The sequence below is a fragment of the Chryseobacterium ginsenosidimutans genome (assembly GCF_024807225.1).
Classification (GTDB): Bacteria; Bacteroidota; Bacteroidia; order Flavobacteriales; family Weeksellaceae; genus Chryseobacterium; species Chryseobacterium ginsenosidimutans.
Map to the genome: position 1 here is coordinate 2,180,542 of NZ_JANUCO010000001.1, position 24,823 is coordinate 2,205,364.

At 36.3% G+C, this 24,823-nt stretch carries 22 protein-coding genes; 19 read left to right on the plus strand and 3 right to left on the minus strand.

What is annotated here, in order from left to right; translation table 11 throughout:
- The first annotated feature begins 15 nt into the window (after window positions 1–15).
- The 8 genes from J3D55_RS10375 to J3D55_RS10410 all read left to right on the plus strand — a co-directional run bounded on the left by J3D55_RS10375 (window position 16) and on the right by J3D55_RS10410 (window position 6,014).
- Window positions 16–1,095, plus strand: coding sequence for an alpha/beta hydrolase (locus J3D55_RS10375; RefSeq protein ID WP_259130871.1), 1,080 nt, complete (start codon window positions 16–18; stop codon window positions 1,093–1,095).
- Window positions 1,096–1,113: 18 nt separating this feature from the next.
- Window positions 1,114–1,731 (plus strand): flavodoxin family protein, encoded by a 618-nt coding sequence (locus J3D55_RS10380; protein ID WP_259130873.1) that lies wholly within the window; start codon window positions 1,114–1,116, stop codon window positions 1,729–1,731.
- A gap of 115 nt (window positions 1,732–1,846) precedes the next feature.
- On the plus strand, window positions 1,847–2,497 hold the full coding sequence (locus J3D55_RS10385; protein ID WP_259130874.1) for a carboxymuconolactone decarboxylase family protein: 651 nt from the start codon (window positions 1,847–1,849) through the stop codon (window positions 2,495–2,497).
- An 18-nt stretch (window positions 2,498–2,515) separates the two neighbouring features.
- Window positions 2,516–3,613: an alpha/beta hydrolase gene (locus J3D55_RS10390; protein ID WP_259130875.1), complete on the plus strand. Its 1,098-nt coding sequence runs from the start codon at window positions 2,516–2,518 to the stop codon at window positions 3,611–3,613.
- A gap of 40 nt (window positions 3,614–3,653) precedes the next feature.
- Window positions 3,654–4,118, plus strand: a complete 465-nt coding sequence (locus J3D55_RS10395; RefSeq protein ID WP_259130876.1) for a cupin domain-containing protein — start codon at window positions 3,654–3,656, stop codon at window positions 4,116–4,118.
- Window positions 4,119–4,224: 106 nt separating this feature from the next.
- Window positions 4,225–4,494: a hypothetical protein gene (locus J3D55_RS10400; protein ID WP_259130883.1), complete on the plus strand. Its 270-nt coding sequence runs from the start codon at window positions 4,225–4,227 to the stop codon at window positions 4,492–4,494.
- A 93-nt stretch (window positions 4,495–4,587) separates the two neighbouring features.
- A complete protein-coding gene (locus J3D55_RS10405) occupies window positions 4,588–5,181 on the plus strand; it encodes a dual specificity protein phosphatase family protein (RefSeq protein WP_259130884.1) in 594 nt (197 codons plus the stop codon).
- Between the two features lie 248 nt (window positions 5,182–5,429).
- Window positions 5,430–6,014: an HD domain-containing protein gene (locus J3D55_RS10410; RefSeq protein ID WP_259130885.1), complete on the plus strand. Its 585-nt coding sequence runs from the start codon at window positions 5,430–5,432 to the stop codon at window positions 6,012–6,014.
- Window positions 6,015–6,073: 59 nt separating this feature from the next.
- Here J3D55_RS10410 and J3D55_RS10415 read toward each other — a convergent pair whose 3' ends face one another.
- The 3 genes from J3D55_RS10415 to J3D55_RS10425 form a co-directional block, all read right to left on the minus strand.
- Window positions 6,074–6,772, minus strand: coding sequence for a DUF1826 domain-containing protein (locus J3D55_RS10415; protein ID WP_259130886.1), 699 nt, complete (start codon window positions 6,770–6,772; stop codon window positions 6,074–6,076).
- A gap of 117 nt (window positions 6,773–6,889) precedes the next feature.
- A complete protein-coding gene (locus J3D55_RS10420; RefSeq protein WP_259130887.1) occupies window positions 6,890–8,077 on the minus strand; it encodes a GAF domain-containing sensor histidine kinase in 1,188 nt (395 codons plus the stop codon).
- Window positions 8,078–8,587: 510 nt separating this feature from the next.
- Window positions 8,588–10,468 (minus strand): amidohydrolase, encoded by a 1,881-nt coding sequence (locus tag J3D55_RS10425; protein WP_259130888.1) that lies wholly within the window; start codon window positions 10,466–10,468, stop codon window positions 8,588–8,590.
- Between the two features lie 742 nt (window positions 10,469–11,210).
- Between J3D55_RS10425 and J3D55_RS10430 the strand changes: the two genes are divergently transcribed.
- The 11 genes from J3D55_RS10430 to J3D55_RS10480 all read left to right on the plus strand — a co-directional run bounded on the left by J3D55_RS10430 (window position 11,211) and on the right by J3D55_RS10480 (window position 24,822).
- Entirely contained in the window at window positions 11,211–14,210 is a 3,000-nt protein-coding gene (locus J3D55_RS10430) for a LamG-like jellyroll fold domain-containing protein (protein ID WP_259130889.1), read from the plus strand.
- Between the two features lie 337 nt (window positions 14,211–14,547).
- Window positions 14,548–15,219 carry a contractile injection system cap protein gene (locus J3D55_RS10435; protein ID WP_259130891.1) on the plus strand — a complete coding sequence of 224 codons (672 nt, stop codon included), beginning with the start codon at window positions 14,548–14,550 and terminating at the stop codon, window positions 15,217–15,219.
- Between the two features lie 12 nt (window positions 15,220–15,231).
- Complete coding sequence (locus J3D55_RS10440; protein WP_259130893.1) at window positions 15,232–17,184, plus strand: phage tail sheath C-terminal domain-containing protein; 1,953 nt, start codon at window positions 15,232–15,234, stop codon at window positions 17,182–17,184.
- A gap of 24 nt (window positions 17,185–17,208) precedes the next feature.
- On the plus strand, window positions 17,209–17,646 hold the full coding sequence (locus J3D55_RS10445) for a phage tail protein (RefSeq protein ID WP_259130895.1): 438 nt from the start codon (window positions 17,209–17,211) through the stop codon (window positions 17,644–17,646).
- An 11-nt stretch (window positions 17,647–17,657) separates the two neighbouring features.
- On the plus strand, window positions 17,658–18,116 hold the full coding sequence (locus J3D55_RS10450) for a phage tail protein (RefSeq protein ID WP_259130897.1): 459 nt from the start codon (window positions 17,658–17,660) through the stop codon (window positions 18,114–18,116).
- 12 nt (window positions 18,117–18,128) lie between these two features.
- Entirely contained in the window at window positions 18,129–18,302 is a 174-nt protein-coding gene (locus J3D55_RS10455) for a DUF5908 family protein (RefSeq protein ID WP_259130899.1), read from the plus strand.
- The gene (locus J3D55_RS10460; RefSeq protein WP_259130901.1) at window positions 18,299–19,069 is read left to right on the plus strand and encodes a CIS tube protein; all 771 of its coding nucleotides are present in this window, start codon (window positions 18,299–18,301) and stop codon (window positions 19,067–19,069) included. Before J3D55_RS10455 ends, J3D55_RS10460 begins: the two co-directional genes overlap by 4 nt.
- A gap of 6 nt (window positions 19,070–19,075) precedes the next feature.
- Window positions 19,076–20,746, plus strand: a complete 1,671-nt coding sequence (locus J3D55_RS10465; RefSeq protein WP_259130903.1) for a phage baseplate assembly protein V — start codon at window positions 19,076–19,078, stop codon at window positions 20,744–20,746.
- A gap of 1 nt (window position 20,747) precedes the next feature.
- Entirely contained in the window at window positions 20,748–21,038 is a 291-nt protein-coding gene (locus J3D55_RS10470; protein ID WP_259130906.1) for a PAAR domain-containing contractile injection system baseplate protein, read from the plus strand.
- Between the two features lie 12 nt (window positions 21,039–21,050).
- The gene (locus J3D55_RS10475) at window positions 21,051–21,467 is read left to right on the plus strand and encodes a gp25 family contractile injection system sheath assembly initiator (protein ID WP_259130908.1); all 417 of its coding nucleotides are present in this window, start codon (window positions 21,051–21,053) and stop codon (window positions 21,465–21,467) included.
- Between the two features lie 4 nt (window positions 21,468–21,471).
- On the plus strand, window positions 21,472–24,822 hold the full coding sequence (locus J3D55_RS10480; RefSeq protein ID WP_259130909.1) for a baseplate J/gp47 family protein: 3,351 nt from the start codon (window positions 21,472–21,474) through the stop codon (window positions 24,820–24,822).
- The last annotated feature ends 1 nt before the right edge of the window (window position 24,823 follow it).

Sequence of the window (24,823 nt, forward strand, 5' to 3'; positions counted from 1 at the left end):
AAAATAAAAATAAATATGATAAAAAAAATAATGCAATGTTTCGGTTTGGTCTGTTTGATATTCCTTTCCAATACTGAAGTTCAGTCACAAAAAAATAGTAAACAGCAACCTTTAATAATTGCTGAGCAGGGCAGTTTTGCTGTAGGAGGAACTATGGTGGCCAATACCGGAACATTTGATCCTTATAAACCGACAGCAGAAGGACAAACTTTCCGCGGAGATCACGCGTATATTTTTTATCAGATTCCTGTAAAAGCCCGTAAATATCCGTTAGTGATGTGGCATGGAATCGGGCAGTTTTCCAAAACCTGGGAAACTACTCCTGATGGACGGGAAGGTTATCAGAATATTTTTCTGAGAAGAAATTTTCCTGTTTATGTAATGGATCAGCCGAGACGTGGAAATGCAGGACGGAGTACAGTTTCTTCTAAAATTGATCCTGTTCCGGACGAGCAGCAGTGGTTCAATGTTTTCAGGGTAGGAGTTTGGCCGGATTATTATAAAGGCGTGCAATTTGCGCGCGATTCGGGAACACTTAATCAATATTTCCGAGCAATGGTTCCCAATGTTGGAACGATTGATATTGAGGTTAATACGGATGCTGCATCGGCGTTATTTAATAAAATTGGATCTGCTATTTTGGTCACGCATTCTCATTCCGGTGGAATGGGTTGGATAACGGCTATTAAAAATAAAAATGTAAAAGGTATTATTTCTTATGAACCGGGAAGTGGTTTTGTTTTTCCTGAAGGAGAATTACCACAACCTATTGCAAGTTCTGCAGGTGCTTTGGAAGCATCTTCTGTTTCAAGAGATGATTTTATGAAATTGACTAAAATTCCGATAATCATTTATTACGGAGATAATATTCCTGAAAAACCCTCTAATATTCTTGGTGCAGATGGATGGAGAGCGCGTCTTGAAATGGCAAAATTGTGGAGAGATGTTGTGAATAAATATGGTGGTGATGTAACGGTGGTGCATCTTCCGGAAGTAGGTCTTAAAGGAAATACACACTTTCCTTTTTCTGATCTAAATAATATTGAAGTTGCCGACTTAATGTCAAAGTGGTTGAAAAATAAAAATTTAGATTAATTATTTAAATCAATATTAATGCAAAAGTTTGTTTTAATAATATTATCGATAATGTGCTTTTTCTCTTGCTCAAAAGCTCAGGAAACCGTGTCTGAAAAAAACGAAGTATCAAAAGGGAAAAAAATGTTGATTGTCTATTTATCCCGAACAAAAAACACAAAAACGGTTGCAGAGATCATTCAGAAAAATATAGGTGGAGATCTTGTTGAATTAATATTGGAAAACCCATATCCGGAAAATTATAAAGCCATTGTCGAGCAGGTAACAAATGAAAATGAAACAGGATTTTTGCCACCTCTTAAAACAAAGATTGAAAATATTGAAAAATATGACGTCGTCTTCATTGGTTTTCCAACTTGGGGAATGAAACTTCCGCCACCGATAAAAAGTTTTCTGAAACAATATAATCTGAAAGGTAAAACAGTCATTCCATTCAATACCAATGCGGGTTACGGAATCGGAAGCAGTTTTGACACGGTGGAAGAACTCAGTCTTGAAAGCAAAATATTGGAAGGATTTACAATAAAAGGAGGCATTGAACGTGACGGAATTTTATTTGTAATGGAAGGCAAAAAGAAAATTGAGGTAGAAAAGAAAGTGAAAGAATGGCTCACCAAAATTGGAATGTCAAAATAGCAAAACAACCAAAATAATCTTAAAAAGTAAAACGATGAAGCAACTGAAAATTTTAAGTTTTATAGCAGCAATAATAAGTGTTTCACTGTTTTCTAATACTATAAAAGCACAACAAATGTCAACATTAAATTCAAAAGATAAGAGCATTATTGCTATTTCGTCATATACAGCTCAAGGCAAATTATCCGAATTAAAAAAGAGCTTAAATACAGGTCTTGATACAGGTTTAACGGTCAATGAAATAAAAGAAATTATGGTGCATACTTACGCTTATTGTGGTTTTCCTAGAAGTATCAGAGGATTGCAGACTTTTATGGAAGTTGTTGAAGAACGAAAATTAAAAGGTATCACCGACAATATCGGCAAAGACGCTTCACTTATTGCCAATGACAGCAGCAAATACGAACGCGGCAAGAAAATATTAGGAGAACTTACCGGAACTCCGCAACCCGACAAGCTTTCCGGATATTCGGCTTTTGCGCCGACAATTGATACATTTTTAAAAGAACATTTGTTTGCAGATATTTTTGAGAGAGATGTATTGAGCTATGCGCAAAGGGAATTGGTAACAATTTCTGTAATCAGTGCCATTGGTGATGCAGATCCGATGCTTCAGGCACATTTAGGAATATCATTAAATGTAGGATGGACTTCGGAACAGTTGAAGGAATTTATTACTGTCATCAATCCGACCATTGGTAAGGAAAAATCAACAGCTGCAACGGCAGTTTTACATCAGGTTTTAAAGAATCGTCCCTCCAAATAAGTATAAAAGTTAAGAGAAATGAAGCAGTTAACAATTTCAATATTAGCAATAATGGCAGTGGTTGCAAACATCAATTTGAATGCACAAACAACAAATGCTCATCAGAAAGCACTCAAAATGGAACAGATAAAAGTCGTAGTTCATCATAATCCTTTTGGATTGGTTTATGATGATGCAATTACAGAAAACGTAGCAGGGAAAGTAAATATTCATCCTGTAACATATAAATTGAACGGGATTGATATTGCTGCCAATGTTTACACTCCCGCAAATTATGACCCTTCAAAAAAATATGCAGCAATCACGGTTGCTCATCCGAATGGAGGCGTAAAAGAACAGACGGCAGGACTTTACGCACAACATTTAGCAGAAGCTGGTTATATTACGATTGCAGCGGATGCTTCTTATCAAGGCGCAAGCGGTGGTGAACCTCGACATACCGATAAACCGATTTACAGAACGGAAGATATCCACGGAATGGCAGATTTCATTTCCCAATATCCCGGTGTTGATGCTAATAGAATTGGTGCTTTCGGGATTTGCGGTGGTGGTGGTTACACCCTAAAAGCCACTCAATCCGATAAAAGGTTTAAAGCGGTTGCGACTTTAAGTATGTTCAATTCCGGTGAAGTAAGACGTAACGGTTTTCAGAATTCAGGGTTGAATACAATACAGCAACGTTTAAAGCAAGCTTCAGATGCTCGAGCGCAGGAAGCTTCTGGTGGTAAAATAATGTATGCAGGTGTAGCGAGTGTTACCGATGAAGAAATTGCGAAAACTCCTACTGACCTGTATCGTGAAGGATATATTTATTATTACCGAACAAATTCACATCCTAATTCCACTTTTCTTTATCCTACAAGTAGTTTATTGGATTTAATGACGTGGGATGCGGCAGAAAATATGGATTTGATTAATCAGCCATTATTGATGATCGCAGGAAGCAAAGCCGACACAAAATATATGACAGATGAAGCCTTTCCAAAAGCGATACATGCCAAAAGCAAAGAATTATTCATTATTGATGGTGCAACGCATATTCAAACGTATTGGAGACCAGAATATGTAGAAAAAGCAGTGAGTAAACTAACTGAATTCTTTGGAAAAAATCTATAAAGCTTAAAAGAAAAGAAAATTCTAATGTATTGATAAATCGATGAAAAATATTGTTCCATTACTTATATCCGTATTGATTGTAGAAAGCTGTCATTCAAGGTCTAATTTTAATAATCATACAACCAGTGTTTTCCCAAAAGGCGAAAAAGTAACGAATAACAATTTTACAGGAATCGTCTGGTTGCAAATGTTAGGACAAGACGATAAATTATTGAATACTGGTGTCGGTAATGTAACTTTTGAACCGGGAGCAAGAACAAAATGGCATTTGCATCCGGCGGGACAGATTATTTTGGTAACCGATGGGATAGGATATTACCAGGAAAAAGGGCAGCCCAAAAAGATATTACGTAAAGGTGATGTCATCAAATGTCCGCCAAATGTAGAGCATTGGCATGGCGCAAGTGAAGACTCTTATTTCGTTCAGGTCGCTGTGACGGATAATGATAAAGGTTCGGTTGTGTGGCTACAACCTGTAACAGAAGAAGAATATCATAAGGAATAATCGATTACTTATTTGTGAAATTTACCTTAAAATTTCACTTTTCAGATCTGTGATTCAGAATTAATTCAGAATTGAGTTTCATTTTTGTCCTATAATAAACTCCATTGTGAAACAACTATCAATACTTTTAGGTTTAATACCTACGATATTAATTAATGCTCAAACTTCAAACCTGGGAACTGCCAATGGAAAACCAGCCGATACTTTCAAGGATAATCGAATTGAAAATATTCAGGAAGTTACCATTGTCGGTAAAAAAGCAGTTGTCGAAAATAAAGTTGATAAAATAGTTTATAATGATGTAACCTCTCAAAGTGGAGCAGCAATCGATGTTTTGAGAAAAGTTCCGCAGGTAACGGTTTGTGAAAACGGGTAAGTACTATTTTTTTAATGAATGTAATCCGGTCAAAAAATAAAGCGTCTCTTCAAAAAAGATGATAGCTTTGTAATATTCAAAAATTCAAACCTTATGAGCCTAAATTCTAAAACCAATATATTTAAAAAAATCGCAATTCCATTGGTTGTGATAGCATTGTTATGTGCTGCTTTTGCGTATTATCAGAAAAAAGTACGTTATAATTTAGTAACAATTTCAGAAAATAAAGTCTATAATTCGGCTGTTATTCCGCCTAATAAATTGCCTGAAGTTTTAAATGACTACAAAATAAAAAGTGTGATCGACCTTCGTGACGGTGCAGAACAGACAGAACTTAATCCTGAAACAAAAAAGCAGGTGAACGCGGAAGAAAATGCGGTAGACAAAATTGCAGGTGTTCATTATTTTAATCTTCCGACGGATCAGATTCCTGAAGACAGTACGGTGCAGAAGTTTTTAAAGATTATGGACAATCCCAAAAATTATCCTGTTTTGATCCATTGCCATCATGGTGTCGGTCGTTCGCGGTTGTTCAGTTCCATTTATAGGATCGAGTATGAAAATTTTTCCAATGAAGATGCAAGATCCAATGCGCGTTCTTTGTGGGAATTAAGTAATAATTTCTCAAAAAGCTCTGATAAAGGAATTTACCTTGTCAATTATCATAAAAGAAGCATTGTAAAGTAATAATAACCTCAAAAAAATATCGATGTTAAAAGCCGTTCTGTTTCAGAGCGGTTTTTTTGTGATACAGCTTTTTTGTGGAGGTTTTGTTCTGATTAAAATTCTAAATTTCTTCTAAATCATTACAGATTATTGTATAAAAATTAGATGTAATGAATGGGATAAAGCTGTTGTTTCTTTCATTCACCTATTTTTCAATGTATTGAATTAGGCTATAATTATAAATTTAATAAAAAAACTCAACAGTGATCATGGATAATTTAGTAGAAGCGGTAAGCAATTATGTGATCTTATTTCTTTCAGAAAATCTTTCGCAGAATCTCTCTTTTCACAGCATTGGTCATACCTATGATGTCGTGGGAGCGGCGCAGGAAATTGGGACGAAAAGTAACCTTTCGGAAGAAGAAATGCTTGTTTTGCAGGTTGCAGCGTGGTTTCATGACTGTGGATATGCGAATACTTATATGGGGCATGAGGAAGAAAGTAAAAAAATAGCAAAGAATTTCTTAGAAAATTTCGGGTATGAAAAAGACTTTATTAAAGCTGTTTTAAACTGTATCGACTCAACAAAATATCCTTCAAAACCTTTCTCCTTACTGGAAAAAGTGATGTGCGATGCAGATATGTACCATTTGACGAAACCGAATTATCCAAAATACGGAAAAGCATTAAGACAGGAATTTGAAAAATATCTCGGACTGATCTACACCGATGAAGAATGGCTGAAAAAGAACTGTAATTTCTTTAAAGATCATCAATATTATACAGATTATGGTCGAGAAATTCTTACAAAGTTTAAAGAAGTGAATATTCAATTAATGAACTGTTCGGAATAAATTTTAAAGGCAGTTAATTATTTATGAAAAGAATTAAAAAGGAATTATCAGACAATTATTCAACAAATCAAAAGCAACCTATATTCACCATCATTTTCAACAGGAGCTCTATGAACACAGGGCAAAACCTGTTGCGACGGATGATCTACCGCCAAACGCCAAAGATGTCCTTGTCCTAAATTGACAGGTTTTGCATCAGGTTTAGGCTGGTAATGAAGATCGAAGAAATAGTCTTTCAGGAAGGTTTCAAATTCCGCTTCCGGACCGTCATGTAATTCTCTAAGCTTTGCCCTGATTTCCGGAATCAAAATTTTTTGTTCAACCTGATCATTAGGAATAATATCACTTGCAGTACCATGATATGTACATAAAAAAGTGTCCGTTCCGATGGGGGAACGATCGACATGAAACGAATAAACATCTGTTGAAAAGAAATCCAGCTCTTCATCTCGGTCATAGCATTTAAGTAAATTGAGAGAAGGCAACGCTCCAAAATCTGTCAATAACTGTAAATCATTTAAGATAATTTCCCTTGCCATATTCCCTTTTTCTGAAAGTTGTAAATCTAGAAGATCTTCAACGGAAACTTCTGTAATATTTTCTTGCAATTGAAGTTTAGATACCAATTCTTTAAAATCTCCGGCTACATTTCTCTGCCAACAAATTGCATTCATAGTTCCATGAAAATGGGTATTTACAAGTTCGGAAAAAGTAGAAGCCAGCCCAATTTGATGGTTGTCAGAAAATGTATTGTTCATATTTTAGAAGAGATAATGAGGTATCAATTTTGGTTAATTATAATTTAATAAAGACTATCATTCAATAATATTCTTTAAAAAAGATTAACGGCAGCATATTGTAAACTCCAAACGAGTTTAGTATGGGATATGAAACGTAAAACAAGTTTGTTCTTCAGTAGAATCAACCATGATTTTACCTTCGTGGGCATCGGCAATTTCACTGGCAATGTAAAGTCCAAGACCCAATCCTTCTTGTCCGTGATGTACTTTTCCTCGGGAAAATGGCTTAAAGAGATGCTTTTTTGCTTCAGGTGATATTTTATTGCCTTTATTGATGACACACAGCTCGAAGCGGTTTGACTCCGTTGTTGCCTTTACTATTATAGGAGATTGTTTTTCTCCGTGGGTAATTGCATTGCCCAATAAGTTTGAGAAAAGCTGTGCAATACGTTTGTAGTCGGCTTTTATTTCTTTATCTAAAATGAAATCTGTCTGGATCAACTTATCCGGATGAACGATTCTGAGCTCGGTGATAACCTGATGAAGGCTGTCTTCGAGTTTTTCGCTATTTTCATAATTTAATTTGATACCTCCTCCTAAACGACCGCTTGCAAAATCAAGGATGTTGTCAATCAAACCTTTTGTACGGATCGTAGAATCTTGAATCACTTTTGCCAGTCTCATATTCCTTTCGTTCAGTGAACCTCGGAACAGAAGCTGAACAGCATTGGAAATCGCGTTCACAGGATTGCGCAGATCGTGACCCAACATCGCAATAAACTGTTCCCTGATCTCGGCATTTTTTTGTTCTTCCAACAGCTTACCTTCAGTCTCACTTAAGGTTTGAATGGAATCCAGATTAAATGCAATAAGCTCTGCAAAAAGCTTGAACATATTGATCGTTTTTTCATTGTTCACCAATGCAGGTCTCGGATCGATGGCGCATAAAGTCCCGAAAAAATCACCATTTTTTAAAATCAAAGGAATGGAAATATAGCTTTGAAGACCATACGTTTTCGGAGTATGATGATCAAAATAAATAGGATCTTCATCCACGTAATCTATTGCAACCGTTTCCTGAAATTCCCGTACCTGATGACACAGCGTAGTTTCTACCTTAAGCTCTCCTCCGATTCCTAATCCGAAATTGATTTTATCATTTACCGCACAAGCTATCCATCGGTCTTCGGTAACTCTTGCTACCACTGCGTAACCCATTCCTGTGGTGCTGCATATCACCTCGAGTATATTGGCAACAGCAGGAATCTGATTAACCTGTTCGATATCCTTTTCAAAATCGTTTGCATTAACACGGGGTTTCATATGATAAATCGTTGATCGTTGTTGATGTAAGGCAGCTTATCCTCAAAGCGTACTCAGGCGATAAAGATAAGAATAAATCCTTTATGGCATGAAGGATTCTGGAGCTCTTAAAAACGTGGTATTTATATTAAAATATTTTTAATATAAATATGTTTAGATTTTTTATTTGAAGCTTTTTCCTGCTCTTCGCAGTTGCTATTTTGTATTGTTTCGGGGTGCGGCTAGGATTTTGCGACTGGTACAAATCAAACCTTCAAGGTTTTAAAAACCTTGAAGGTTTACATCCACATCCACAATATTTGTCATTCTGAAACCTTTAGGTTCACGTAGTCAAAGCATTCACGTACGAATCTTTTCAAATTATTTTATAATAATATTTTCAGGAAGACAAACTTTATAGAAAATCATAATCTAAAATAGGAGTAAAAACACAAAAATATCCCCTACTTCTGCAGGGGATATTCATAATAGATGTCCGAAAGATCATCTTTATTTTAGATATATTTTGATTTATTGTGCCTCTCCAATATAAACAGGAACACCGCCCAACCAAGTCTCTACCACCTGAATATCTCTCATTTTCATGTATTGTTCGGATTGAGTTTTTAATGAAAGCGGATCTTCACCTAATATCACAAAATCTGCAAAGTACCCTGTGTTTAAAGATCCCACCCATTTGTCGGCATAGCATTGCCATGCAGCATCGTAAGTTACAGCAACTAACGCCTGCTCCGGTGTAATGCATTCTTCCGCATTTAATACTTCAATACTTGTTGTATTCTCTTCCATTATTCTGGTAATGGATTGCTCCATCATCCTCAAAGGTCCCAATGGACTTACCTCATTGTCACTATGAAGGGTAATTCTCATACCAACGGCAAGAGCAGAAGCACAAAGATCAAGCATTTTTACTTTTTCACCGAATATGACCTTACTAAAAGCCTGTCCCCAATATCCAACGTGACCGATAAGGAAACTTGGCGAAACGCCCATTTGAAGCATAGCCGTAATGTGTTCTGCGGTAAGCATAGAGCAATGTTCTATACGGTTACGCAAACCGGGTCCTTTGTATTGAGCAAGCGCACTTTGATAAGCATCTATTGCAAAGGTTACCGCCTGATCGCCATTGGCATGGATCATTAAAGGCCAGCCTTGATTTACAACGGTACTGATTAAAGTATTATAATTTGGAGGCATGCTGTTTGCCGGAACGCCTGTTTGCAAATAATTGAAAATCCCGATATTTCCAGGATCGCATCGATAAGCAGTACTCTGATAACCAGTTAAGCCTTGGTTTGAACCATCCGAAACCACTTTAACGTGCCCGTAATACACAGGTTTATACTCAGTTGGCTGCTGATAGTTTCCAAGTTTAGTAACATCCGCCTGATCGGCACAAAGGTATGCTCCACCGATCCTAACCAATGCAGGATGGCTATCTACATAATTGGTCAACAATTTTTCAAAACCACTATTCAACCCTGCATCATACATAAAAGTTGCTCCCCTTGAATTGGCTGTTTGAAAAAGTTCAGTAAGATATTTTTCAATATCAACTGCCATTGCAACGATCTGTGGTGCTACCACTTTCATTGCCGGTCTCATTTCCGGACTCTGCTCAAGCGTGCCTTTGGTTTTATTAATGTAATTATCAACTGTTAGATATTTATCACGTACTTCCTTGTTGTTGTCGAACACGTAATTTAAAGCCTGAGTGTTTAAATAAAGCGTATGCATTGAAGCACTTAACAGCATCATTGGAAGATCAGAATTAATATTATCAAGTATCTTATTATCAATTGGTTGTAACTCTTCCTTACCTGTACCTGTACCCGTCACGAAAGGCATCAGTGAAGGATCCAATCCTCTTCCTAAAATTACAAATTTAGGAATTTTAGAAATTTTAGAAAGGTTACTGTTTATGGCGTTTCCTACGGTAGTTAAATCGTATGGCGATCGTAAATTTTGCCCTTCAAATGGACTTACGTCTATCCATTCGGTCATCATCGCTGTTGGAACGATATGAACGTGTGGCTCGATCAGACCTGGAAGTAAGGTTTGCTTACCTGCTAATTCTCTGGTTTGATATCCCGGATAGTTTTGAGCCATAAATTCTGCTACGTCAGTTTTTTTGCCCGTTACTACCACGTTTCCTCCGGCGATTCCGATGGCTTCCACCGTATCCGTTAATCCGTTAATCATTGGTCGGATGGTACCGCCACTGATCATAAGGGTTGGAGATGGTGTTGGAGGTGTCGTGCTTTTCCCTGATTTGGATTTCATTTTTGCAAGGTTTTCAGCGCTGAAAAGCTCTTCTTTAAGAATTTCTAAAACCGGGTTATTGCATGAGCAATGTGTGCAGCCATGAGCATGTGTGTGTTGATTTTCCATAGAGTTGATTTGGTTGATTTTTTTTAAAGTCTTGAATGTATTTAATTTGTTTTTTTGAGTTCTTTATCTTTATTTATAAGCATACGAAAAACCAGCCTATCATTGGGTGAGGCTTATTTAATGATTAAAATAAAAAAGGAATATCTGTACGGTAATAGGGTTACGTAGCTATTGGGATATAAGTCGTTTTCATTTTGTTTTCAGGTATTAGTTTCGAGGTTAAAAATATGAAAAATATCCTTTTGTTGTATTTTTTATCACAAAATATTGATTAATTTATTTTTTTGCTTAAAGTTTTAGTTTACAATAAGTTTGAAACGGTAATAAGTTATTCAATTTCCCATATTTCATAAACCTAACTATCAGAAGATTTTTAACCTTTACATTCGTTTGTTAAAGATTTTAAAAGAAGCTGAAAAGAAAATTGAGTAAAGAATAAAAATCAAATTAGGTGAAGGGTCTTCAAAAAAAGGTAATGAGATGAAATCTTCTAATTAAAATATCCTGAAAATAACTTCAAATTCGGAGACTTTTGCGAAGATGGTAAATGACTTTAAAGCTTATTTTAGATTAAATTTAGGAGAATTATAATTACAAAAAAAATTGTTCGTTATCGAGAGAAAATAGTATGCTTCTTCTTAGAGAGGGCTGTAATTAGTTGGTATATAGTAAATAAACAGGACGGAGCAGGATGCTCATCTTTGGTTTTGTAGATAGATTAGTTAACACAAAATTAATACTTATGAAAAGCAAATCTTTACTATGTAAGCCAACTCTTAAAGCTTTACTGTTTTGCGGACTAACATTCTCCACGATCGATTTTAATGCTCAAACATTAGCATTTCCGGAAGCTACCGGTTTTGGTAGATATACCACAGGAGCAAGAGGGGCAACAAATCCTCAAATTTATCTGGTAACGAATTTAAATGACAGCGGTGCAGGTTCGTTCCGTGATGCGGTGAGCCAGCCGGGGCGATTTGTAATATTTAAAGTGGGAGGTATTGTTAATTTACAATCAATCGTTGCTGTTGCTGCCAATACCACGATTGCCGGACAAACTGCTCCAGGAGAAGGAATCGTATTTTTGGGACCGAGAGTTTCATTTTCAGGAGCGAATAATACCATTGCCCGATATGTTCGTCTTCGTTATGGAGGGACATCTCAAAATCAGGATGCATCAGGAATTGCCAATGGTGCGAATATTATTTTAGATCACATGACTTTTACCTGGGGGACAGACGAAGTATTTTCTGTAAACTGGGACGGAAACGGTACAAGTCCGGATAATATAACGATTCAGAATTCTATTATAGGACAGGGAATGCACCGTCATAATCACTCTGCGGGAGGATTAATGCAACCGCCGCCGGGAGGAAAGATCAGCTTAATCGGAAATTTATATATCTGTAATAAAACCCGTAATAATAAAATAAAAGGGATTAACGAATTTGTAAACAACGTCGTTTACAACTGGGGGAATTACGGAAACACGTATGGACACACTCAATCGGGAGAAGCCTACATTATGGGCGGAGATTCGGCGGGACCTTCTTATGCTAATATTCTTAATAATTATTTTATCGGAGGTCCAAATACTAATAGTGCTGTTACAACACCGTTCAGTGTAGGAAATGCGAATTTCAATTTATATGGTTCGGGAAATTACTTTGATAATAATAAAAACGGAGCCTTAGACGGAGCTTTAGTTCCTCAGGATTTAACAGGATATCCGGTTGGAGATTTAGCAGCAATACAGACAACTGCTTATGATTATCCGATGAAAAATACGACAGTGACGGCTCAGTCTGCATTTGATAAAATTATTACAAATGGAGGAGCATCTTATCCGAGACGCGATCAGGTGGATCAATTAATGATTTCAGATTTACAGTCGAAAGGAACAACAGCTACTTATGTGTATGTTCAAACTGATTTAACAACTCAATTTGGCTTTACCAATGGTGGTGCAGGACACGTTTATGGTGCTCCGGCTCCTTTAGATACAGATAATGACGGTATGCCCGATGCGTGGGAAACTGCTAATGGACTGAATCCAAATGTTTTCGATGCTTTAGCAGTAAGCACAACGCATGCTCCGTATCTGAATATTGAGGTTTATATTAATAATTTACCCAATGTAGCACCTCCGGATTTTATTATTCCACCATCCAATTTGAATTTCACGAATGCCGTTACAACGGGAAGTACACCTTCAAGTTCTTTAACAGTTAACTGGAATGATAATGCCGCTAATGAAACGAATTATGTTTTAGAGCGTTCTCCAAATGGTACTGCTTTTACAGTTATTGCAACTTTGCCTGCAAATACTACAACTTATAATGAAACAGGTTTAACACCGAATACTCAATATTATTACAGAGTTAAAGCAGTGAATACTACAGAATCTTCGGTATATGTATCTTCATCTGTTACGACACCGCCTATTCCGGCTGCTCCTGCAGTGGCAGCGAATCCGACACCCGCAAATGGAAATAATAGTGTAGAGCTGAACAGTGGCAATTTGCTTTTGAAATGGACAGGAAGTGCAAACACAACATCGTATTCAGTGTATTTCGGAACAAATCCTTCAAGCTTGACCAATATTGGTACTGTACCTTACAGCGCTACACCATCTTATCAACTTAGCAATTTAAATCCTGCAACCAATTATTATTGGAGAATTGATGCCAATAATGCTCTTGGCCTTGCAACAGGAAATGTTTGGAGTTTCCGTGCCATAACACAAAGTCTTGTTGGGAACTGGCCATTTGCAGAAGCTCCTTCAGCAGGTGCACAAATTGCAGATTTAACGTCTTTTGCCAATGATGGAGTTTTGGACGTAGCCTATGATAATGCCAGTGTAAGAGTACCTGGAAAAGAAAACAACGCCCTTGATTTTGCTACTGCACCAAGTAGCATGTACATCGCGAGTATTCCGAATCAGGATCAGATTTTATTTAATACTAATTCTTTTACCGTTTCTTATTGGATGAAAGCTCCGGTAAGCATGATCCCGTCGTCTTCGGCAACCAGTCTTTATGTATTGTGTAAAGGTTCTTTCACTAAAAATACAACAACGGGAGCTACAGGGAAACGTTTTAATGTAGAGATTAAAGGAGGTCAATTGCGATATGCGATCGATGATGACGTTACGAAAAAAGAAATTACATCACCTATTGCCAATTATTTTACAGGGAACTGGGTACATGTAGTGATCCAGAGAGATATTACCGCACATAAAATGAGAATTTATACGAATGGTGTTTTAAGTACTGAAGGAGATGAAACTGCCGTTACAGGTATTGGTGAAGCAAGTGATTTGATTATCGGAAACATCGGTGAACTTGAGTTTTTATCAACAACTAATGCTCCAGCTCCTTATAAAGGTGCATTTGATGAACTTAAAATGTACAATTATGCATTATCTCCAACGGAAATAGCTGCTTTGTACAGTCAGGCAGTATTGAAGAATGACGAATTCAGCATCAGTAAAAATGTGGGAACGGTATATCCGAATCCTGTAAAAGACCAGATTTTCATTAAACTTCCGGAATATAAAAAATCTAATTTAACGGCGACATTACTTGATATGACAGGAAAGATCATCATTAAGGAAAAAATAAATGCCGACGGAAAAGGAATCTTTAATTTAAATATTGCAGGTAGAAAAGTATCAGGAAACTATATCCTTAATGTTTCAGGAGAAAATCTAAACAGTAATTTTAAAATTATTGCTAAATAAATCAAAAGCGAAATTTCATTAATTCATATTTATACAAAGAGAATCCTTTCAAAACTATTTGAAAGGATTTTTCTTTGGTTATAAAACAAGTTTTACTTAAGCTTTTATAGCCATAAATCCAGTGATAATAGCTGTTGTTATTTTTTTATAAAAGCTTATTATTTTGGAAAATAATCGGATTAAATTTCATGAAGACAATATAAAATTCCCACAGAATTGTCTAAATGGTTTTCTTGTTACTTGTTGAAATTCAGTGTTTTTCCCATTGCGTAAATGGGGTTTTTACTGTGAGTCTATTACTTTAAATTCGGCAGCTTTGTTGGTATAAAACTAAGCCATGAAAATTACAGATTTTCTTTCAAAACTTGTTACTGCAGTCAATGCAGAAATAACAGGAACTCCCATTGTTGAAATAGCCAATATCGCTACTTTGAATGAAGGAGATGAATTTCTGTCTTCCAAATCTTCTATTATTTTATCGATTGTAAATATCGAAGAAGATAAAATACTTAAAAATCAGACTTTATACAAAAATTATATTCCATCAAGTGATAGTATAGAAAGATACAAAAATCCCACTCAGAATTTAATTTTATCGCTCTTATTTGCCTCTTACAACATAGACCAGTCGAAATACACAGAAGGAATTGATAAGCTGGAAGTCGTTATTCGATATTTTCAAAATACGCGAGTTTTTTACTGGCAAGCTCCCAATTTATCAGAAAATATACCGGGAAGCGGTTCTTACGACAAGCTTATATTTGAAATGGTAAGCCTTAAGACCGATCAGCTCAACCAAATGTGGTCTTCCCTCGGAGCAAGATATATGCCTTCGGTTTTGTATAAAGTACAGATGATTTCGATTCAGTCAGAAGAAACTTCGCCGAACGAGATCATTAAAAAAGCTAAAATCCAGCTTTGGGAAAACAATCCTAATGATTCTACCGGACACATTGAGTCGGGTACTTTCACCAAAGATGCCAATAACGAAATTATAACAACTACTTAAAAATTAGTAATCATGAATATTAGTGCCATTAAAACTCCGGGAGTGTATATCAATGAGATTGATGCATTTCCTCCCTCTATCGCTCAAGTTGCTACTGCCATTCCTGCCTTTGTAGGATATACACAAAAAGCAACCTCTCTGAATGTTCCTACTCGAATTTCTTCTTTAATGGAATACGAGCAGTTTTTTGGCGGAGCTCCTTCTCCTGCAGGTATTTCAGTAGATTTGGATAGTAATCTGGTTCCTTTGGATACGTCTTCTGTCACAGAAAGCAAATTCAAGCTTTACAACAGTATGCGTTTGTTTTATGCCAATGGAGGCGGAGAATGCTATATCGTTTCTATCGGGCTCTATACAAGCAATCCTACTTTTGACGGAGGAACGAAAGACGAATTTAATAAAGGAATCGACAAGCTGGAAAAATATGATGAACCTACATTGCTGTTATTTCCGGATGCTGTTAATTTATCAGCTTCTAATTTAGGAGCAGTACAGGTACATTCGTTAATGCAGTGTCAGAAACTGATGGACAGATTCACCATTATGGATGTAAAGCAGACTGCAAACTTAATCGATGACAGCGAAGATTTCAGAGATGAAATAGGAAACCAAAATCTGAAATACGGTGCTGCTTATTATCCTTATTTGCAGGCTAATTTTCCTTATCAGTTCAGATTTAATGATATTAACGGAACTGCTGCAGGAAAAGTAAATTTTGCTTCTATCTATGCAACGGATTTAACGATAAGTCCGTTATTAACTAAATTTGATGTTACATATAAAAAAGTATATCAAAATATTGCTCTTAATGATACTGGCAACGGATACAGCATAAAATGGGGCGAAAAAAATAAAGATAAGATCACCATTGCCAACGATTTTAATAATACCGATGATTATGTAAATAAATTATGGAGCTATCTGGGAATCTTAGGACAAACGACTTCTTTGGCTAATCCTTTTAAAACCTATGTACAAAGTCTTATTACGGTATCTTTAAAACAATATGCTCAGAAATTGGTCGATTTCAAAGCGGTTTATGATGGCTTAAAAACCACTGACGGAGTAGATGCTGATTCAAATCCGGATGATTTGGATGACATCGTTCTTACGCCAGATCCGAATGTTACATTTGAAGATACAATCTGGAGAAGTGGTGCATTTGCGGCTTCCGTTACAAATCCTTATGCAGGAGCTTTAATTACAACAAATTTAGCCGATAAAGCAAAAATTCAGGCGGCTTTGGATAAATTACATTCTCAAATCATTGCTGCGATGAATTCTGCGGTAAGCGCATTAGAAAATTACGTAATTGAAGAAGAAAATAATCTGATTTCTAATATTCCGCTTTTCTCAATCATTGTTTCAAAACTTTCTCAATCGATGAATACGGTTCCCCCTTCAGGAGCTATTGCGGGAATTTATGCTCAAACTGATGCCACAAGAGGAGTTTGGAAAGCTCCGGCAAATGTAAGTGTAAACTCAATAATCGGTTTAACGGATGATATCAACGACAAAGATCAGGAAAATATGAACATCCACGAAACCGGAAAATCCATCAATGCCATCCGAAAATTTACGGGAAGAGGAAATCTTGTCTGGGGTGCGAGAACATTAGCAGGAAACAGCAACGACTGGCGATACGTCAACGTAAGAAGATTGGCAAATATGATCGAAGAATCTGCGAAAAAAGCCTGTATGCAGTTTGTATTTGAGCCTAATGTTGCTCAAACATGGGTTAATGTGAAAGGAATGATCGAAAATTATTTAACAACCCTTTGGAACGACGGTGCTTTGGCAGGAGCAAAACCCGAACACGCATTTTTTGTAGCAGTCGGATTAAACCAAACCATGTCTGCACAGGATATTCTGGAAGGCAGAATGATCGTAAAAATAGGATATGCTCCTTCAAGACCTGCAGAATTTATCATTTTGGAATTCAAACAAATGCAACAAAAATCTTAATTATTAACTCTAAAACTATACATCATGCCAAATACAGATTTTCCGCTACCAAAGTTTCACTTCAGTGTAGAATGGGGCGGTAGCAAAATAGCTTTTACAGAAGTTTCCGGATTAAACAAAGAAATGGATGTTATCGAACATCGTGTAGGTTCAAGCCCCGAATTTTTCAAAAAGAAAATGCCCGGAATGCTGAAGCTCAGCAATATTACGCTCAAAAGAGGAGTCTTTGTAGGAGATAACGAGTTTTATGACTGGTACAATACGGTAGCATTAAATACCGTAGAACGCCGAAATATCACCATCTCTCTATTAGACGAAAACCACGAGCCAAAAGTGGTCTGGAAAGTAAAAGACTGTTTTATCATTTCTTTAAAATGCACGGATATGAAATCTGATGCAAATGAAGCAGCTATAGATACAGTAGAAATAGCCAATCACGGATTTACAATGGAACACGTATAAATCTAAACATCATGTCTGATAGCAATCCCATCCCCGGTTTTTACTTTTCTGTAATCTTTGAATTATTGCCGCAATTTAGTGTCGATACAAAATTTCAAAGCGTTAACGGACTGAAAGTTACGATGGAAACCGAAGCTTACACCGAAGGCGGACAAAATAAATTCAAGCATAATTTGCCGCTGCGTTCCGGATATCAGGATTTGGTTCTGAAAAGAGGATTAACCTCGGATATGTCTGGTTTGTCGATGTGGTGCAGTCAGGCGTTGGAAGATTTTGTTTTCTATCCCGCCAATCTGATTGTTTCTTTATTAAACGAAAAAGGAAACCCTCTGAAAGTCTGGTATGTATCACACGCCATTCCGTTGAGTTATGAATTCAGTGATTTTGATGCAGAACAAAATAAAATTGTTATCGAAACCATTACGCTGAAATATAACTTTTTTAAAGAGCTTCCGGTTCCTAATTTTTAATAATTATTGAAAATGGCTATTCAGATAAAAGAATTACACATCAAAGTAAAGATTGAAGAAGAGCCGGTAAATTCTGCCCGCTCTCAGCAAATAGATCCGTTAAAAATACAGGAACTAAAATCGCAGCTCGTAAAAGAGTGTACCCGTGAAGTATTAGAAAAACTGAAAGAAAGAAAAGAAAGATGATACAGGCAGCATTAGGGATTATAGACAAAATGCGGATCGAAGTATATGAAACCAACGACTATAAAAAGACCCCTAAAAAAACCATTTTTGTTCAGCTTAATCCCGAAAAATACAGTCTTAAACATAATGTTATGTTTTGTGATGGTCAGCCGATGGGAGCTTCTTCTAATAATTTAAGTTTTAACAGAATAGAAGGGGAGGAAGTAACTTTTGATTTCATTTTTGACAGTTCAGGTGTTGTACCGCCGGGAAAAATAAAAGACGGAAAAGGGGAAATGTCTTTGCTGGATAAAGCCGGAGATGTTCTTGATGCTTTATCACCCGCAATCGTAAACCCTTTTGCCGAAATTAAAACGGTGGAAAAGGATGTAGAGGAATTTAAGGATCTTGTAATGGGCTATAACGGGAAAACCCATCAGACAGCCTATTTACAGATTCTTTGGGGAGGCTACAAATTACAGTGCCGATTAAAAAGCATGGACATTGAGTATACGCTTTTCAGGAAAGACGGAAGACCGATCAGAGCAAAGGTAAAATGTATTTTCAAAGGGACCGCGACGTATGAAGTGATGGTTGCCAAACAAAATAAAATGTCTCCTGATTTAACGCATCACAGAACGGTTACCATGAATGATAAGCTGGCTTTAATGGCAGAAAACATCTATGAAAACCCTTCGTATTATGTAGATGTAGCTCAAACCAATCAGTTATTAAGTTTCAGAAAAATAGAAACCGGGCAAAACATTTCGTTTCCGCCTATTAAATAAAATGATATGCCTGTTCAACCTTATATATCGACTGATGACCTTCTAAAACTGGAATTTTTAGCAGATGAAAAAGACAATGGTCTTGATGCTTTGCTTAAAGAAGCACAGGTTACTTTTGAGCTGAATAAAATCCCGTTTGCCAAATTTACTTTTATCGCTTCAAATCCTGATGTAGATTCTAAAGCAGATTTACCGACGGATTTGCTTAAAAAAGGACAGAAAATAGAAGTAAAAGTTACGGTAAATAAAAAGCCACAGACTTTGTTCAAAGGATTTATTAAATCTATTGAAAAAAGCATCAGCGAAAGCTACACAACGGTAAAAATAGAATGTAAAGATCAGGCGTATAAATTAACGACACCATCTGAAAAGTCTGATGACAGTACCGAAACTTTCAAAGCAAAATTAGATGGATTTTTGACTCAGACTAATGTTACCAATAAAATTGAATCTAAAGGACAAAGCTGGGAAGAAGAACACATAACCCGGAATATTCATACGATTCCGTGGGATTATCTGGTCGGATTTTTAGACTCTATCGGGATGATGGTGAATGTAAGAAACGGAGAATTCAATATTTTGGATATTTTAGAAGCTGTTCCTGAAGAAAAATATATAGCAGAAAACGGAATCAATATATTCAAATTTTCAGGCAGAGAAGACGAATCAAAAAAATTAAGCAAAGCTTCAATCGAATATTGGGATCCATCTTCTCAGTCAATGGAAAAAATAGAAGCAGAACAGGAAGCTGAAAAAAATATAAAAACACTGACGCTTAACGAAAGCCGTTTTTTAACAGGCACGATGACAAGAATGGCAAATACATTTCTTAAAAGAAGCAACCATGCTGTCATTCAGGGAGAGCTTTCAACCTTCGGAAATCTGGAAGCCAAAGCAGGAGATTTTTTAAGCTGTAATAAAATCAATAAAGAAATTGATAAAAAGAAATTATTAATATCCAAAGAACATCACACCTTCGAAAATGCCTGCTGGAAAACCGAATATACGTTGGGTGTAGAATCAGAACAGTCTTTTGCTGAAACCAATTCGCCTTCCGTTCCTGCTCAACAGGCGCAAACCGGACAAACCAATTCGGTAAGCGGATTACAGATCGGTGTTGTGACTCAGATCGAAGAAGATCCTGATAATCAATTCAGAATAAAAGTAAGAATACCCACACTTTCTGAAAACGGGGAAGGAGTCTGGGCAAGATTGGGTAATGTATTTTCAGGAAACGAAATGGGAAGTTTTTTTATTCCTAATGTGAACGATGAGGTGATTGTAGGATGTCTGGGAAATAATCCCGATACACCGATTATTTTAGGAAGCCTTTACAGCTCACAAAATGCAATGCCTTTTCCAATTAAAAAAGAAAATTATACGAAAGCTTTTGTAACCAAAGAAGGTACAAAAATACAGTTTGACGACGAGAAAAAATCTATTGAGTTCAGTACAAAAAAGGGAAATAAACTTTTGATAAGTGATGATGAAAAAGGCTTTGTACTCGAAGACGAAAATGGAAACAAAATAGTGATGAATGAAGACGGAATCACATTAGACAGCAGCAAAGATCTTATTCTTAAAGCCAAAATGGATTTCAAAATGGATTCGGCAAAAGCGGCGCTTTCCGCATCTGCAACAATGGATGTAAAAGGATCAATCATAAAACTCAATTAATATGCCTGCAGCAGCAAGAACCAGTGACATGCACGTTTGTCCGATGGTTACAGCAACAGTCCCACATGTAGGAGGTCCCATTTTACCGGGAGGAAATTCTACCGTATTTATCGGCGGAATGCCGGCTTCGGTAGTAGGAGACAGTTGTGTTTGTACAGGACCGCCCGATACAATTGTAAAAGGCTCGGCAACGGTGCTTATTGGCGGAACTCCTGCCGCAAGAATGGGAGATTCTACAGCACATGGAGGAACGATCGTTTTAGGTTGTCCGACAGTGATAATTGGAGGTTAAAAACTAAAAACTATGAAAACAGATGACTTTTTAGGAAAAGGATGGGGATTTCCTCCGACTTTCAATACAATTACCAGAACAGTAGATACAGTTTCCGGTGAGAAAGATATTCAGGAAAGTCTGCAGATTTTAATGAGTACACAGCTTACGGAAAGAATCATGCGTTCCGACTTCGGCTGCGATCTCACACCGCTTCTGTTTGAAAGCGTAACGGTAACGCTCCTCACAAAAATTAAAGGCATCATCGAACATGCTATTTTAACATATGAACCGAGAATAGATGTAAACGATATTTATTTTGGCTCAGAAACCAATGATACACAAGGGATTATTAGAATTGAGATTGAATACACGATTCGTGCAACCAACTCAAGGCTTAATTATGTATTTCCGTATTATCTAGAAGAAGGAACTTTTATTAAAATCTGACATCATGGAAAATTGTTCTTCAAAAATATCAATCCATCAGGGAATGGGAACAACCCAGAATGCAAGGTTTTTATCAGCCTTACAACCCTCTTATTTTCTCTTGGACGAAAGAGAAGAGATAGATTATGTTGTATTGGCTCAGAAAATGTCTCAATATATAAATTATTTTAACGAATCTGATCCTAATAACGAACAAAGCGACTGGTCACCATTTTTTGCTTGGGAATCTACTGCAATTCTAGCCCAGATTTTCAAATGGAATATCGAAGATTACGAGAAAAAATATGAAAATAGTAAAAAATCTATTGCCTTAATCAATGATAATGTAGAACAGAAAAAACGCATCAAAGAGGTTTTTGAAAAAATTCAGTCCGATTTTACCAAGCTTACCGATAAAGTCTCCACTTTGGATGACAGTCTTTCAATAAAAGAGTTTTTACTAAGTTCTAAAACAGCGATTGAAGCTCAGTTGAATGCGATTTTGTTAAAGATCACCAATGAAAATTCAATCATCACTTTATTACAAAGTTATCAGTTCAACAAAAATATTCAGAATCTTTTCGGATTGCTTTTGTATTGGAAAAACAGCACCGAAAAAGCATTCACGCAGCAATTAGAAAGTTACCCTTCTCACACTCCGCATTATGCTTTGTTTCTGGCTTTTTTAAAGCTTTTGGGTATCGCAAAAAATCATCTGAATGACTTCACCAAAAGACATCTTGATTTTTATTATAAAGATATTTTACAGTTGCTTCCACAAAAAGCGCAACCGGATTTTGTTCATGTATTAATCGAACCGGCTGCCAATAAAAACGCATTTCTGTTACCAAAAAACACCGTTTTTTCAGCAGGAAAAAATTCGTTGGGGAAAAATAAATTTTACGCTTCCACTTCAGATCAGGCGATTAATTCTGTGAAAATTAAATCTTTTCTAAGCCATCATATTGATCAGAATGGCTGGAAAAAAACAGACCTATTTCCTTTAAATGCAACAAACACCCCTTTTACTGCTTTTCCATCTTCATCAGAAAATACGGAAACCGGTTTGTTGTTGGCAAGTCCGTTGTTTTATATGAAAGGCGGAACGAGAACGATTACATTGAAATTTGATCCTCAGATTTTAGATCCGAATGCATTTGATTTCTGGATTACCGGAGAAAAAAAATGGATTGAAATTACTCAGGAAAATAAAGAATTAACTCAAGATAAATATATTAAACTCACTATTCCTGCTTCCGAAAAAGCAATTATTCCGTTTAATAAAGAAATTCATACGGGAGAAGTTATTGCAACATCACACCCGATTCTTAAAATAATTCCTAAAAACAATACCCAAAAGATTGATTGTAAAACGCTTGAAATCGGAATCACTGTAAGCGGACTGAAAAACCTGATTGTTGCGACAGATACAGGAGTTGTAGACATCAATAAACCTTTCAAACCTTTCGGAGATTTTCCTAAAAACGGAAACGGATTTATCATCGGTTGCAACGAGTTTTTCATGAAAAAAGGAGCAACTGCGCAGTTTTCAATCGAATCGGATGCGTTGTCGTCTTATTTTTATACAAATCCAGTTAATTCAAGTGGAATTAATTCAAACATAAATGCAAGTTCAATTGCTTCTAATGTAAGTGCTTCTAATCTGATTAATACTGCTCAGAATTTTAATAAGGCTTCTGAAAATCAACTTATTGGTGATAATATATTTTCGTCATTTCAGAGCTTGAATTGGATGAGTCAGATCTATATTCCTTCGATTTATTTTTTCCGTGGTCTTGTTGATAATTCTTTATTATTTGAGATGAAAAACGGGAAATTCAGCAATGAAGGAAATAAAATTTTCGATTCTGTTTATACCAACAATAATCCTGTAAAAGAATATGCAGAAGACGTGATTCCTGATAAAGAAAGTATTTCCGGATACATCAGAATTCAGCTTAATGATACCAAATACGAGAAAGAAAAATTTTTAGAAAAATATATAAAAGCGGCTCAGGAAAAGACTACTTTACCCGAAGTTCCGGTTATTCAGTCTTTGGTGATGAATTATTCTGTCACTCAAAAATATAATTTCAATACTTCAGATAACAGTCTCAATGTGTTGGAATATTATCATCTTTTACCTTTTGGATATGAAAAATTAAGTCCGAAATCTTCTTTATCATTCATTCCGGATTTACCAGAAAAAGGAGAAATTTATATCGGATTTGAAAACGCACAACCCGGAAACGGATTAAGTGTCCTTTTTCAAATGGCGGAAGGAACAGCCAATCCGAGAAAAGAACCCGCAAAAATCTCATGGGAATATTTATCCGGAAATCAATGGACATCAATAGATCCACACGATATCGGAGATGAAACGCTCGGTTTATTGCAATCTGGAATCATCAATATAACTGTTCCTGATTTTGATAATACACCAACTGTTGTCTTGCCCAAAAATCTTTTCTGGCTGAGAATTTCAGTCGATGAATTAGACAGAATCTGCCATTTTATAGGCATTCACGAACAAGCTTTAAAAGCCGTTTTATTTGATTTTGAAAATAACGGAAGCGGTTTTCTGGAGGTTACGCCAAAAGAAACGGTTTCAAAATTATATCAACCCAATTCTTTTGTTAAAAAAGTAAAACAGCCGTATCCTTCTTTTGGAGGAAGAAAACTGGAAGAAGATACGCAGTTGTATCAACGCAGCAGCGAAAGACTGAGACACAAACAAAGAGCGATCACTTCGTGGGATTATGAAAGATTGATTTTGCAGGAATTTCCTGAAGTATACAGAGTAAAATGCTTAAACCATTACCGATACGATTCGGGAAATGTTTCGAATGTTTCTGCGGGTTATGTAACGTTGATTCCTGTTGCGAAATCACTCAGTTCATCCACCGTTTGGGAATGGAAACCATTATTAAGCTTAAGTACGTTGCAACGCATCAAAAACAGAATTATGGGATTGTGTTCTCCGCACGTTCGGTTATGTATAAAACCACCTGTTTTAGAGAAAATACAAATCACCTGTAAAGTTAAATACAGAGAAATTCCCGGTGCAGATACTCGTTTGTATGCAGATCTTTTAAAAGAAACGATCAACCGATATATCAGTCCGTGGGCTTACAGCGATCTCGACATTGATTTTGCAAAGAAAATAGAATTGTCATCATTGATTCAATTGATCGATAATCAGTCTTTTGTGGATTATATTATTGATTTTAAAGTTAATCAGCTCATTCTGGATGATGAAGAAAATACAGTCATCAAAGAAATGGCAGATGTAAGGGAAATTGTTCCGCAAACAGATTATACTTTGTTTATTCCTAATGATACTCATGAAATTAAAGAACTCAAAAACAACTGTTAAC